This window comes from Paenibacillus litoralis (assembly GCF_046244365.1).
In the GTDB taxonomy this organism is placed as follows: domain Bacteria; phylum Bacillota; class Bacilli; order Paenibacillales; family NBRC-103111; genus Paenibacillus_V.
The window spans coordinates 490,121-504,022 of sequence record NZ_CP176395.1; the positions used below are offsets into that span (position 1 = coordinate 490,121).

8 protein-coding genes are annotated in these 13,902 nt (G+C 54.9%); 4 read left to right on the top strand and 4 right to left on the bottom strand.

Features of this window, described 5'->3' with window-relative positions; genetic code table 11:
* Positions 1-55: 55 nt before the first annotated feature.
* Positions 56-532, bottom strand: coding sequence for a pentapeptide repeat-containing protein (locus ACKGJP_RS02200; protein WP_409344064.1), 477 nt, complete (start codon positions 530-532; stop codon positions 56-58).
* A gap of 253 nt (positions 533-785) precedes the next feature.
* Here ACKGJP_RS02200 and lplT point away from each other — a divergent pair, with 253 nt between their 5' ends.
* From lplT to ACKGJP_RS02215, 3 genes are all read left to right on the top strand, one after another.
* Positions 786-2,024 (top strand): lysophospholipid transporter LplT, encoded by a 1,239-nt coding sequence (gene lplT, locus ACKGJP_RS02205; RefSeq protein ID WP_409344065.1) that lies wholly within the window; start codon positions 786-788, stop codon positions 2,022-2,024.
* A 323-nt stretch (positions 2,025-2,347) separates the two neighbouring features.
* Entirely contained in the window at positions 2,348-4,099 is a 1,752-nt protein-coding gene (locus ACKGJP_RS02210; protein WP_409344066.1) for an ABC transporter ATP-binding protein, read from the top strand.
* 20 nt (positions 4,100-4,119) lie between these two features.
* Positions 4,120-6,222 (top strand): ABC transporter ATP-binding protein, encoded by a 2,103-nt coding sequence (locus ACKGJP_RS02215; protein ID WP_409344067.1) that lies wholly within the window; start codon positions 4,120-4,122, stop codon positions 6,220-6,222.
* A gap of 2,338 nt (positions 6,223-8,560) precedes the next feature.
* Here the strand turns inward: ACKGJP_RS02215 and ACKGJP_RS02220 are convergent.
* From ACKGJP_RS02220 to ACKGJP_RS02230, 3 genes are read right to left on the bottom strand one after another with little or no spacing between them, the layout of a single operon-like run.
* Complete coding sequence (locus tag ACKGJP_RS02220; RefSeq protein ID WP_409344068.1) at positions 8,561-10,636, bottom strand: hypothetical protein; 2,076 nt, start codon at positions 10,634-10,636, stop codon at positions 8,561-8,563.
* Between the two features lie 12 nt (positions 10,637-10,648).
* Positions 10,649-11,587: a hypothetical protein gene (locus ACKGJP_RS02225; protein ID WP_409344069.1), complete on the bottom strand. Its 939-nt coding sequence runs from the start codon at positions 11,585-11,587 to the stop codon at positions 10,649-10,651.
* A complete protein-coding gene (locus ACKGJP_RS02230) occupies positions 11,562-11,750 on the bottom strand; it encodes a hypothetical protein (RefSeq protein ID WP_409344070.1) in 189 nt (62 codons plus the stop codon). The genes ACKGJP_RS02225 and ACKGJP_RS02230 overlap by 26 nt, the downstream gene beginning before the upstream one ends.
* A 352-nt stretch (positions 11,751-12,102) precedes the next feature.
* Here ACKGJP_RS02230 and ACKGJP_RS02235 point away from each other — a divergent pair, with 352 nt between their 5' ends.
* Positions 12,103-13,893: a vWA domain-containing protein gene (locus tag ACKGJP_RS02235; protein ID WP_409344071.1), complete on the top strand. Its 1,791-nt coding sequence runs from the start codon at positions 12,103-12,105 to the stop codon at positions 13,891-13,893.
* Positions 13,894-13,902: the final 9 nt, after the last annotated feature.

A 13,902-nucleotide genomic window follows, 5' to 3' on the forward strand; every position in this document is an offset into this window, starting at 1 on the left:
GCCGGCCGGGACCGGGCGTTCGTTGTGTTTTCCGGGGGAAGCTCGCGGCCATCGCCTAATCCTGGCCATGACCGCTTCGCTTCGAGCTCCGGTAAACGTCCAGCAGCTCCTCCAGCGGAATGCCGTTGATTCGCATGCCTTCGACATCGCAGTCCCGCAGGTCGACGTTGCGGAGCTTGCAATGCTCGAATACCGCTTCGCTCAAATCGCTGCTGCGGAAGACGACCGGATCTACGTTGATCCAGCCTTCGGTTCCAGCTTCCTCGGTTTTGTCGCTACTCGGTGCGTCGGGGCGCATAATGTTTTCGAACAAGGTGCCGCCCAGCTGAATGCGGTTCACGTGCACGTCGGCAAAATAAATATGCTCCCACTTCGATCCGACGAAGTTGACGTGCTGCAGCGAGGCGTCCCGCAGATCGACGCCGTGAAGCTCGGCGCCTTGAAAGGTGATCATATGAAGCTTCTCTTCGCGGTGGTCCTCCAGCGCAAAGCCGGCTTTGCGGTCGATCATCGTTTTGGCGGTTCTCTTCATACTGGGGTCGATTGCTCCTTTGCCGCGTAATGGTAGGTCTACCGGAACGAATGTTCCGTTATGCGAATACATATTCGCTTTTTTCTTCTATTTTCCTCCTTCTGGAATAAAATTTTTGCGAATACGCCGAACGGCAGCCGCGCCGCAAAACGATTGCGCCTTTGTCTGGAGAGTGGTATCGTTAAAAAGGTTGTGGAATGGAATTCCAATCATCAGGAAGAGGGCGCTCGGCGCCAGTTCCGGGGAGGCAGTCATGTCAGCGAATCGCAAAAGGATGCGGCCGCTCAACGCGGTTGTATGGACGCAGTTTTTGAGCTCGTTTGCGGATAATTTGAACTTTTTTATTATTGTCGGGATGGTCAACCGTCAAGGCTTCGCCAATCCGGACGCATACGTCAGCTACATTCAAATAGCTTTTCTCGCCGCTTATGTCATACTTGCGCCGATCGTCGGCACGTTTGCCGACAAGCGGGCCAAATCGCATGTGCTGCTGGTCGGCAATCTGTTTAAGACGGCCGGCATTCTGCTGCTGTTTACCGGCCTTCACCCTGCTTTATGCTACTTGGTGCTGGGTATCGGGGCGGTTATTTATTCCCCTGCCAAGTACGGGATTCTAACGGAGCTGACGAGCACGGAGGAAGAGCTTCTTCGCGCCAACGCCAAGGTGGAGGGTACGACGATCCTCGCCATCCTGCTCGGCACCGTGGCCGGCGGACTGTTGGCCAAGGAGTCCGATTTGCCGGGCCTGATCGCTTGTCTGATCGTCTATGTGGCTTCGATCGGGATGACGTTCTTCGTTCCGGCCCGCGGCGGCGACCCCAAGGCCCGCTACGGAGCTTCCGCCGTCGCTTTTCTGCGTGACGTGCGGACTTTGTTCGCCCATCCGGCCGCCCGTTTTTCGCTTATCGGCACCGGGGCGTTCTGGCTGACCGCCTCCGTCCTGCGCATTGCCCTTATCGCCTGGCTGCCGGCCAATCTCGGGATTACGGATACCGACCAGCAGTCCCTCATTATCGGCGTTTGCGCGATCGGCGTCGTGTTCAGCGCCCTCGTCACGCCTAAGCTGGTACCGGCGGGCAAGCTGTATAGCGCTTATGTGTACGGATTCGTCATGGTGACGGCGGTTATGGTTGCGGCGTTCTCGCCGAGCGTCTGGCTGACGGTTGTTCTGATGCTGGTCATCGGGTTGTTCGGCGGCGTCTTCCTGATCCCGCTCAACACGATCCTGCAGGAGGTCGGCAAGGATTTAATCGGCCCCGGCAAAACGATCGCGATTCAGAATTTCGTCGAAAACGCGCTGAACGTCAGCGGCTTGACCGTCTACTTGCTGCTGGTTTCTGCCGGAACGCCGATCAACTGGTCGGTCGTCGGCATGGGCACGCTGCTGCTGCTGTTCGTAGCGTACTTGGCCACCCAGGTCGGCCGCGTGAAGCAAGCGGGGCTTGCGGATGCAGCCCGCAAGAAGGCGCCGGAGATGGGGCGCGGCGCATAAAAAGCATGAAACGGAAAAGGACCTTTGCTCGCGGAAGGTCCTTTTGTGCTGCAAGGAGACGCCGAGGAATACCGTTGAGAGGAAGGAGCCCGAAGGGCGTACCTTTTTTTCGTTCCAATTAAGGAAGCAATCGTGCAAGAAGGCGCAGTTCCCGCAAAGAACAACGAAAATGTACAGGCGGATCCGGAGCGAGAAGCTGTTAGCTTAAACAATTTTTGGCATACCTGCCGTCTCTTTTGTGCTATAATCGAACGTATGAGCGTATTTTTGCGACGTGGAAATGGGATCGGACTGCGGATTGAATCGAGTGGAGGGAATGCGGAATGTCTTTTATCACGAAGCTGCAATGGTTTTTCAAGCAGCAGCTGATGCACTACGTTGCCGTCATCGTGCTGATGGTGATCGTTAGCGTAACGAACAGCGTGCCGCCCAAAATAATCGGCGATCTGATCGATCAAATCAAGAACGGCTTGCTGACCGGCGCCATTCTGGGACAAACCGTCTGGCTGCTCGTGGGGCTCGGTTTGCTGCGGTATGTCGCCAGCTTTTTTTCGATCACGACGCTGTTCGGCAATTCGAATCTGCTCGAAACGGTGCTTCGGGGCAAGCTGTTCGTTCATTTGACGCGAATGGCGCCGTCGTTCTATCACCGCAATCGGACTGGGGATTTGATGGCGCTTGCGACGAACGATATCGTGGCGATCAGCCAGACGGCCGGCTACGGCGTCCTTACGCTTGCCAACACGCTGATCGGGACGACCGTGGTGCTGGTATCGATGATTGCGTTTACAAGCTGGAAGCTCATGCTTGCGGCGCTGCTGCCGCTGCCTTTTCTGGCCTATGCGATCAACAAGCTCGGCAAGGTGATGCGCCGGCGCTTTTTGGGCGCCCAGGCGGCGTTCGGGCATATGAACGATCAAGCGCTCGAATCGATTTCCGGCATGCGGGTCATTCGCTCCTACGTGCAGGAAAAGAACGATGCGGCCGCTTTTGACCAAGTCACCCGAGAGGTGATGCAGCGCAACAAAAAGGTTGCCGTCACGAATGCGTTGTTCCAGCCGGTCGTATCCACGATCGTCGGGATGAGCTACGCCATTTCGTTCGGCTATGGCGCTTATTTGGTGTTTCACGGTGATTTGACGCTGGGCCAGCTTGTGTCTTTCACCGTTTATTTAGGTCTTCTCATATGGCCGATGATCGCGTTCGGCGAATTCATTAACGTGCTGCAGCGGGGGAGCGCTTCGGTCGACCGGCTGGAAAGCGCGCTGTCCCAATCGTCGGACATTAAGGCTCCGGAACGGCCGCTCGATGTGCCGGTGCCGACGCTAATCGAGCTGAAATCGCTCACCTTCCGCTATCCGGGCTCTCATGCCGACAGCCTCTCGAATATAACGCTGACGGCCGAGCGCGGCCAGACGATCGGCATCGTCGGGCGGACCGGGAGCGGGAAATCGACGCTGTTGAAGCAGTTGCTGCGGCAGTATCCGATCGAGCCGGAGCGGCTTTTCGTCGCCGGCGCGCCGATCGAGCGTATCGATCCCGAGCAGGTCAGATCGTGGAGCGGGTACGTGCCGCAGGAGCATCTGCTGCTGTCGCGCTCGATCCGGGACAACGTCAAGCTCGGCAAGCCCGACGCCACCGAAGCCGAGCTCCGGAGCGCACTGGAGATGGCTTCGTTCGCACAGGATGTCGATCAGATGGCGGAAGGACTGGATACCGTCGTCGGCGAGCACGGGGTTATGCTCTCGGGCGGCCAGAAGCAGCGGCTGTCGATCGCCCGCGCGCTGCTGGCCGATCCGGAGATGCTCATTCTCGACGACGCCTTATCGGCTGTCGACGCCCGTACGGAAAGCGCGATTCTGCATAATATCCGCAGGCAGAGGGCCGGGCGGACGACGTGGATTGCCACGCACCGGCTTTCGGCTGTCAATCACGCGGATTGGATTCTCGTGCTTGACCAAGGGCGCATCGTAGAGGAAGGGTCGCACGAGCAGCTGATGCTGTTCGGCGGCTGGTATAAGACACAGTACGAACGTCAGCAGATGGAAGCGAACTTGCTGCAGGACGGCGTTTGAACAGAGGGGGTGAAGGGACGATGAAGGAGACGACAGGGGTGCCGGGGAAGAGCGGCTCGCCAAGCAAAAAAAAGCTGCTTGCCCGCCTGTTCGATTATGTGCTGCTTTACAAGCTGCGCGTTGCCGCCGCCATGCTGGTGTTGCTGGCCGCGACCGGGGCGCAGCTGGCCGGCCCGTACATATCGAAAATCATTATCGACAAGCACATATCGGGCATTCAAAAGCCTTGGTACGAAGCGCAGCCCTTCGAGCTGCCTCAAGGCGCAAAAGAACCCGACATCCGAACGGTATCCTATCAAGGACGTTCGTACGTACGTGAGGATTGGTTGAAGCAGGCGGCCCCGGCTGCCTGGAAACCGGCGACGATTGCGCAAATCGGCCGCGAATTTTATCTGGTCCGCGAGCGGGTTCCGGCTGAGGCCGCTTGGAGCGTTGCCGCTGGAGGACAAGTGACGATTACGGCGAACGGCGAGACGCGGACGTATCCGGCGGAGAAGCTGTCGATCGCGGAACTCGGCGCTTTCTACAAGCATGACCTGAAACCGGTGCTCGAGCTTACCGGCCTGTTCGTAGTCATGCTGCTTTTATCGGGAGGACTGACGTTCCTTCAGTCGTATATGCTGCAAACCACCGCCCTGCAAATCATACAGAAGATGCGGATGGACATCATGAATCATATCCAGCGGATGCCGATACGTTATTTCGACAGCACGCCGATCGGCCAGATCGTATCCCGGATCGCGAACGATACCGAGGCGATCAAGGAGCTGTTCATGAGCTTTATGGCGACATTCGTCGTCAGCGGGGTTACGCTGCTCGGCATTTTGATCGCTCTCTTCTTGCTGGACGCCCGGCTGGCGTTCATCGCGCTTGCGATGCTGCCGATTTTTGCCGTCGTCATGAGCATACACTTGAAGTACTCCAAAGTATATGTCACCAACATGCGGGCGCGGCTGGCCGATATGAACGCCAAGCTGAACGAAGCGATCAACGTCATGCCCATCATCCAGGCGTTCCGCCGCGAGAAGGCGGCAAGCATGGAATTCGACGCGCTGAATCAGGACCGTTATATCAATCAAAAAAAGCAAATACGCGTATTCGCTCTGTCGACGCGAAACGTCGTCATGCTGATCGGAGGTCTCGCTACTGCAGGAGTCGTCTGGTATTTCGGCGGGCAATCGCTGCACGCATCCGTTTCCTTCGGGGTGCTTTATGCGTTTATCGATTACTTGGGCCGGTTTACGCAGCCGATTATCGGCATCTTCGATCAAATGATGAATGCGCAGCGGGCGTTCGTATCCGCGGAGCGCGTGTTCAACCTGCTGGACGAACCGATTGACCGCGAGGCTGAGGGGTCCGCGGCGGAGACGGCCGCGCGTCCCGAAGGGCGCGTCACATTCGAGAACGTAACGTTCGCCTACAAGGAAGGCCAGCCGGTGCTGCGGGGCATCTCGTTCGAAGCGAACAAGGGAGAGACGGTCGCGCTGGTCGGGCACACCGGCTCCGGTAAGAGCTCGATTATGAACCTGCTTCTCGGCTTCTACGAGCCCGGCGAAGGGACCATTCGGATCGACGGCCGGGATATCCGGACGTTCTCCAAGCAAGAGCTGCGCAAATGGATGGGGATCGTACTTCAGGATCCTTTCCTGTTCGCAGGCGACATTAAATTTAATGTCAGTCTGTATAATCCCGACATCGACCTCGAGAAGGTGCGGAAGGCGCTTCGGGACGTCGGCGCCGATTCATTCGTCGAGCAGCTGCCGAACGGCTATGACGAGCCGGTTGTCGAACGGGGAAGCACGCTGTCTGCCGGACAGCGGCAGCTTATCTCGTTCGCGCGGGCGCTTGCGTTCGATCCCGCGATCCTCATTCTCGACGAAGCGACGGCCAGCATCGACAGCGAGACGGAGGGGCTGATCCAGCGCGCGCTGGCCGTGCTCAGTCAAGGCCGGACGACTTTCGTCATCGCCCACCGGCTGTCGACGATCCGCGAGGCGGACCGCATTCTCGTCCTGCACCGGGGCGAGATCGTCGAACGCGGCACGCATGACGAGCTGATGCAGCTTGGCGGCCGTTACTACAAAATGTATCAGCTTCAGACCGGCGAAGCGGCGAAGGTTTAGCGTCTCCAGGTGCCGGCTCCGCTGCACAAAGGAAAAAAGACAGTATGTATCCTGCCTGCAAGGGTAGGGAAACATTCTGTCTTTTTGTATTCGCATGCTTCGGCACACGTTGCGTACTGCATGGCGGCGGTTAGAACGTAAGCGGGAAGTGAGAGGAGAGTGAGATGGCAAGTGGTGATCGCGTGACTCTGGAGACTGCTAAATCCCGGAAAACTGGGAAAAACGCGGATTTAGACGACGCCAAAGACTCTTATAATGCTGGAAAGTGACGTGGCGTTCTCGAATGGGGCAAATAGACGACGCTAGAGACTGCTAAATCCCGGAAACTGGGAAAAACGCGGATTTAGACGACGCCAAAGACTCCTATAATGCGGGAAAGGAACGTGACGTGCTCGAATGGGGCAATTAGACGACGCTAGAGACTGCTAAATCCCGGAAAACTGGGAAAAACGCGGATTTAGACGACGCCAAAGACTCTTATAATGCTGGAAAGGAACGTGTCTTGCTCGAATGGGGCAAATAGACGACGCTAGAGACTGCTAAATCCCGGAAACTGGGAAAAACGCGGATTTAGACGACGCCAAAGACTCCTATAATGCGGGAAAGGAACGTGACGTGCTCGAATGGGGCAATTAGACGACGCTAGAGACTGCTAAATCCCGGAAAGCTGGGAAAAACGCGGGTTTAGACGGCGCCAAAGACTCCTATAATGCTGGAAAGGGACGTGGGCGTGTTCGAATATGGGGATTAGACGACGCTGGAGGCTGCTAAATCCCGGAAAACTGGGAAAGACGCAGATTTAGACGACGCCAAAGACTCTTATAATGCTGGAAAGTGACGTGGCGTTCTCGAATGGGGCAAATAGACGACGCTAGAGACTGCTAAATCCCGGAAACTGGGAAAAACGCGGATTTAGACGACGCCAAAGACTCCTATAATGCGGGAAAGGAACGTGACGTGCTCGAATGGGGCAATTAGACGACGCTAGAGACTGCTAAATCCCGGAAAACTGGGAAAAACGCGGATTTAGACGACGCCAAAGACTCTTATAATGCTGGAAAGGAACGTGTCTTGCTCGAATGGGGCAAATAGACGACGCTAGAGACTGCTAAATCCCGGAAACTGGGAAAAACGCGGATTTAGACGACGCCAAAGACTCCTATAATGCGGGAAAGGAACGTGACGTGCTCGAATGGGGCAATTAGACGACGCTAGAGACTGCTAAATCCCGGAAAGCTGGGAAAAACGCGGGTTTAGACGGCGCCAAAGACTCCTATAATGCTGGAAAGGGACGTGGGCGTGTTCGAATATGGGGATTAGACGACGCTGGAGGCTGCTAAATCCCGGAAAACTGGGAAAGACGCAGATTTAGACGACGCCAAAGACTCTTATAATGCTGGAAAGTGACGTGGCGTTCTCGAATGGGGCAAATAGACGACGCTAGAGACTGCTAAATCCCGGAAACTGGGAAAAACGCGGATTTAGACGACGCCAAAGACTCCTATAATGCGGGAAAGGAACGTGACGTGCTCGAATGGGGCAATTAGACGACGCTAGAGACTGCTAAATCCCGGAAAACTGGGAAAAACGCGGATTTAGACGACGCCAAAGACTCTTATAATGCTGGAAAGGAACGTGTCTTGCTCGAATGGGGCAAATAGACGACGCTAGAGACTGCTAAATCCCGGAAACTGGGAAAAACGCGGATTTAGACGACGCCAAAGACTCCTATAATGCGGGAAAGGAACGTGACGTGCTCGAATGGGGCAATTAGACGACGCTAGAGACTGCTAAATCCCGGAAAGCTGGGAAAAACGCGGGTTTAGACGGCGCCAAAGACTCCTATAATGCTGGAAAGGGACGTGGGCGTGTTCGAATATGGGGATTAGACGACGCTGGAGGCTGCTAAATCCAGGAAAACTGGGAAAGACGCGGAATTAGACGACGCCAAAGACTCATATATTGCTGGAAAGGGACGTGGCGTGCTCGAATGGGGCAAATAGACGACGCTGGAGACTGCTAAATCCCGGAAACTGGGAAAAACGCGGATTTAGACGACGCCAAAGACTCCTATAATTCTGGAAACGGACGTGGCGTGCTCGAATGGAGTAATTAGACAAAGCTCACTTCCTTTAAGCAAGAGGAATCACCGTAAGCCGTAATCGGATTGCGTATAAATGCATTAATATTCTGCGAGTATCTCCCCTTCAGCAGCGACGCAGGAATCTGCGCAGAAAAAACCTAGCGGTGAGTATTCCGCTAGGCTGGGCGATCGTATGCATTCACCAAGAAATATGGCTCGGAAGACTAGTTTGTTTTGCGTGCCGTTACCTTCGTTTCACGGCGACCGGTTTGGCGTGGAGCTCGTGTTCGGGTTCGTACTGGGGTTAGGGCTTGAACTCGAGCTTGGGCTTGAACTCTGCTTTTGATTCTGATTTGGTTTTTGGTTCTGACCTGGACTTTGACTCTGACCTGGACTTTGACTTTGACCTGGACTTTGATTTTGACCTGGGCTTTGGTTTTGATTTGAGCTTTGATTTCGGCTAGGACTTTGACTAGGACTTGGATTTTGGCTTGAGCCTGGGCTGGAACTTGGGTTTGATCTCGAGCCTTGGTTCTGCCCTGCGCTTTGCCCTGAGCTCTGACCCGAGCCCTGGCTATCGACGGCATCCGGGCCTTCAAGCTTGCTGATTTGAACGCTTGGAAGCATCAAGGTTTGTCCGTCGTTTAGCATGGACTCGTAGCCGCCGTTCCACGTTCCGATTACCGTCGTTTTGCCCAACGTGAACGGGAAATTGCCCTTCAGCAACATATAGCTGTTTTTGAATTCCGCTACGGCCGTTTGTCCGCTTATGGAGATGATCGTACTCGTAAAACGAACCTTCGTTTTGGCATAGTTGAGCAGTTCGTCCGCCGTAATGTCCACATAGTCGGACTTAGTACGGCTGAACGTGTACTTTCCGTTTACGATCTCATAGTAAGCCTGCTCGTTGTCCGGACGGCCAGCAGGGGAATCGACCAGCAGAAGTCCCGGCCGCTCCATGGAGAAGCCGTTCGCTTCCACATCGAAAAGCGGCTGAAGAGACCCGTCGCGGTATACGAAGGCAAAATAGCGGCCTTTTCGGCTGGTAGAAGCGGACTCGGCCACGATGACCGGCTCGTCGCCGGCGCTTAAGCCGTCGTAGCTTTTCACGGCTTTGATCTTCGCGCTCTTATCCAGCTGCACTTCAGCCCCTTGCAGCGTACCGTCCGGAAGCATGGCTCCGAACAGAAGCGCATTTCCGTCGGCAACGCCTGCAGCGACGGCGGTTAACCCGAACTTTTGAGTTCCCGTGTACGTCATGCTGACTTTACGCCCCGGAAAATGGGTATCCAGCAGATGAACAGGCTGCGCGATCGCCCATTTTCGTTCGGCGTCCGCTTTTTCCTTGGCCGTATCGCGGTAGCCCTTCAACTTGTCGTACATGGCGATGGCATCGCCGAATTTATTGGCTTTGACGGCCTGATCGGCCGTTCGGAACCAGCCGTCGATCGTTTTTTTGATGTACGCCTGAGCTTTGCCGCTGGCCGGAATGACATCCTTCAGCGACTGGACGGTTTTCGCCGTCCCGATAAAGCTTTCGATTTCGCCGGCTTGTCCGGTTTTTTGCAAGATCTGCAGGGTGTAGTCATCCAGCCATGCCGTCAGCCAAGGCGCCTGCCACTTGTTGCTCTGATACATCTGAAGTTTTGATTTGACCGACTCCCCCAGCTCTGGAATGCCCGACTTTTTGGCTTGCGCCTGCAGGCTTGCCGTATCATATTTTTGCAGCAGCTCGTTAATGGCTTTCGGCTTCGACTTGTCGAAGAACGAATCGGGGATGAGCAGCAAATTTTCGGCGAGACCTGCGCGGTCGAAGTCGTTATTCTTTATGCTGTCGGCGATTTGCTCGATTAAACGTTCCTTGGTTCGCACGACATCATTCCGCAGCTTGTTCTCGGTATCTTGACGGGCGGACAGCTCTTTAAATACTGCCAACCGCTCCGGCTCCTTCGCGGCTTCGGCGGCGAGCTTGGCGTACTCGTTATACGCTTCTACAAGAAGGGCGCTGTTTTCGTTCCCGGCCGCAGCAGACGCCCTGGTAGTCAACGCGGACAGCAGCAGCTTCGTTTCCGTTACCGGCTGAAGCGCGTCCAACGACTGCTCGATCAGGCTTTTTTTATACTCGATGGCCCACAGGCGCTCCGCCTTCGCAAATAGCTCCTCGGCTTGAATGATCTGATTCTGTTTGTACAGCTCGTCCGCTTCGTTAACCAGGCTGATTTTACGCTCCGTTAAATAAAGCTTGTAACAGGCGGCGGCCGCCATTAGAAGCAGGACTGCAATCGATAGGCTGCGGATCGCGAGCGATTTCCCATAAGCGGTTACAGGCATGAGTGCGAACTCCTAGATGACCCCTTTGAATTCCGGGTCGAAATCGTATTTTTTCTTGACAATGTCCTTGGTGCGATCGTACAGCAGCTGCCATTCGCCGGGCTCCCGCTTGGAGAGAAGCTTGCATAATCGAAGAATCCGCTCCCTCGGAAGCTGGTCCAAATAAGTCAAAATCAGTTCCATGTACGGATCGACATACTGCTTCAGCCTCAAGGCGGCGCCGGCTGCGTTAACGAGGAGGTCGGTTCCTCCCTCCAGTTGGCCGATCGCAACCATGTACCGGTCGACATAGTTCAATGTTTTTCTTTTGATCAGCTGCGGGTTGACCTTGGATACTTCCAGCAGGTAGGAAACGAATTCCTTATCGAAGGTGGACGGGATCAGGGATTCCAATTCCAAATCCATATCGCTGCGCAGCACGAAACGGTTCAATATCGAAATTTTGCCTTTCTTGATGCGATCGTTATGGAGAAAGACGCCGACTTCGCGGAGCTTCTCGTAGGCGGATTTGTACTGTTCTTCCTTGGCGTCGGCCACGGCGCTCACAATGTCTTTTTCCAAGCCCTCCTGAATCCGCTTGTGCTCGCGCAGCACCAGCTTCTCGAGCTGGATCGACTGCCTGCGCGGGAGAGCCTTCCGGTAGAGCAGCCATAGAAAAAGGGGCAGAGCCAAAGTCACGGCCAGCGCGGTCAACAGCTGCGGGATCGTGCCGGCGGCTGCGACCGACAGACAGCCCAGCGCCAGCAGAAGCGCCGATTCCGTATGGAATTTGCGTCTGCACACCGTATCGGAATAGGCGTGGAACGAGACAAGCGGACGATTCCCTCCGCATGCTTCGCATCGGGTATGCTGCAGAACGGTGTAAGCTCCGCACTTTCGGCATACCTTCAACCGGTCGAAGGCATATTTGGTGACGACGTTTTTTTTAAATTGAACGGGTAATTTTTTCATCGTTGTCAGGTTCACCGTTCACTAGCTTGAGCAGCAGCGCATCGGTTTGGTCCTGAGGAATTTCGCGTTTGCGCAGCAGGACGGCCGTTTGATAAAGCGCATAGCAGGCGATGGCCAGAAGACAGAAACCGTAAACGGCGGTTTGCGCCAAAGATAGCGTCATGTGAATGCTCCTTCCGTCGGAATGATTGGACTGAAAAAACTAAGAAAGTCTTAAGAAACTTTTCGATAGCCGCATCCGTCTATCCTTAGTATTCGATTTGGAACCGGCATGGCCGCCGGACCGTTTCATTCCTTGCATGCAATCCCGAACGTTCCGCCGACAAGCGGCTCTCGGCGCGAGCGCGCAGGCAACAGGGGTGCTCTAGTCTTTCCAAGCCAAAATAGAATATAATGGAATAGATCATAAAGATGACGAATAATGGGGCTTCCCGTCGTTTCATGGATATATTACAACTTTTGGGGTTAAATGACTAGCGAGACATATCGACTATCGATCCGTAGGGGGAACATCAATGGCTGTGAGCAGGACGTACATAACCCGGTTTATGAAGGCGGCGATTGGCATGGCGCTGCTTTGGAATTTAATGACTTTGCAGGCATTCGCCGCAGAGGAAGGAACCAAGCTGGATGCCGTGCTCGTCGTGGACGTCAGCAACTCGATGAACGACAGCGACCGCAATAAAATCGGCAACGAAGCGATGAAAATGTTTACGGACATGTCTTCCATGCAAGGCGATAAAATCGGAGTCGTGGCCTACACCGATCAGATCGTGCGGGAAAAAGCGCTGCTTAAAATGAACTCCGAGCAGGACAAGCAGGAGCTGAAAAGCTTTATTGACCAATTATCAAGAGGACCTTACACGGATATATCCGTCGGCTTGAAGGAGGGCCTCAAAATTTTGCAGTCCGGCAAAGAGCCGGGACATGCTCCGTTGATCGTGCTGATGGCCGACGGGAATAACGACTTCAACCCGAGCTCCGGGCGTACGAACGAGCAGGCCGACAAGGATTTGCAGAATACGGTGAAGACGGCCAAGGACAACGGCATCCCGATCTATACGATCGGGCTGAACGCCGACGGTTCGCTGAACAAGGACGCGCTCGCCAAAATCGCTTCCGAGACGAACGGGAAATCCTTCGTAACCAGTACGGCCGACACGCTGCCGCAAATTTTGAGCGAGATTTTCGCCGATCACATGAAGCTGAAAGTAATCCCGATGAAGAACATCGTGGCGAACGGGGAGTTTCAGGATATCGCCATCACGATTCCGAATGCGAACGTGCTGGAGGCCAACATTTCGATCATGTCGGGCAAACCGGTGGAGCTGCAGCTGATCGATCCGGCGGGCCAGCAGAAAGCCATTCCGTCGGACGCCGTGTCGCTGTCCAAGTCCAAATCCTATTCGCTGTTGAAGCTGTCCAAACCGGCAAACGGCGAATGGAAGCTGAGGGTAAAGGGCGTCAATCAGGATAAGATCGATATTAATTTGATTTTTAATTACGACCTGCAGCTGGTCATGGCGCCGCTTGCCCAAAAAACGTATAAAGTCGGCGACACCGTGAAGGTGCAATCGTTTTTCGAGGACAACGGGCAGAAGCAGACGGGGGCGGAGCTGTACAAAGGCATGAAAGCGACCCTGTTCGTGACGGATCTGGATACGCAAAAGACGGATCAGGTGCAAATGTCGGCCGTCGACGCCGGCTTCGAAGGAAGCTTTCCGATAAAAGAAAAGCATCGTTATCAAATCAAGGTGAAAGCGGAGGACAACAGCTTCTTCCGGGAAACGAAGCCGGTCGAGCTTTCGGCGACCGGAGGAGCAGCCGGCACCGCACAGCCGTCCGCAGCGCCCGGGGAGCCGGCGGAGCCCGGGAAACCTTTTCCTTGGCTCACCGTACTACTTGGAGGCGTCGGACTTCTTGCCCTCGTTGCCCTGGCTATTCTGCTAATGGCTTATCTGCGGAAGAAAAACAAAGGGTTCGTCGGTCAAATGATGATCGAAATTCAAGACGAGGATACGGGAGAAACGTCGAATCCGCAATTCAAAAAGCTGAACGCCTTCAAAGGCAGCTTCCGTCTGCATCAATTGCTGCAGCTCGCTCCCGAGCTTGCGGAAACGGATAAAATCGTGCTTCAGCCGGGGCCGAACGATTCGATCGTGCTTCTGAACAAATCCGGCTGTCTCATCGAGAAAGCCGGCCGGGCTTTGGACGCCGCTAAAGGCAAAGAGCTGAAAAAGAACGACCGCATCAAAATTTCGCTGCAAAACGTTCGCAAATCGATCTATTTGGATTATATCGACTAAGGGGGCATA

Excerpts from the sequence above, each read along its gene's own strand:
- ACKGJP_RS02200 (WP_409344064.1), bottom strand. The coding sequence starts at position 532 with ATGAAGAGAACCGCCAAAACGATGATCGACCGCAAAGCCGGCTTTGCG.
- lplT (WP_409344065.1), top strand. The coding sequence starts at position 786 with ATGTCAGCGAATCGCAAAAGGATGCGGCCGCTCAACGCGGTTGTATGG.
- ACKGJP_RS02210 (WP_409344066.1), top strand. The coding sequence starts at position 2,348 with ATGTCTTTTATCACGAAGCTGCAATGGTTTTTCAAGCAGCAGCTGATG.
- ACKGJP_RS02215 (WP_409344067.1), top strand. The coding sequence starts at position 4,120 with ATGAAGGAGACGACAGGGGTGCCGGGGAAGAGCGGCTCGCCAAGCAAA.
- ACKGJP_RS02220 (WP_409344068.1), bottom strand. The coding sequence starts at position 10,636 with ATGCCTGTAACCGCTTATGGGAAATCGCTCGCGATCCGCAGCCTATCG.
- ACKGJP_RS02225 (WP_409344069.1), bottom strand. The coding sequence starts at position 11,587 with ATGAAAAAATTACCCGTTCAATTTAAAAAAAACGTCGTCACCAAATAT.
- ACKGJP_RS02230 (WP_409344070.1), bottom strand. The coding sequence starts at position 11,750 with ATGACGCTATCTTTGGCGCAAACCGCCGTTTACGGTTTCTGTCTTCTG.
- ACKGJP_RS02235 (WP_409344071.1), top strand. The coding sequence starts at position 12,103 with ATGGCTGTGAGCAGGACGTACATAACCCGGTTTATGAAGGCGGCGATT.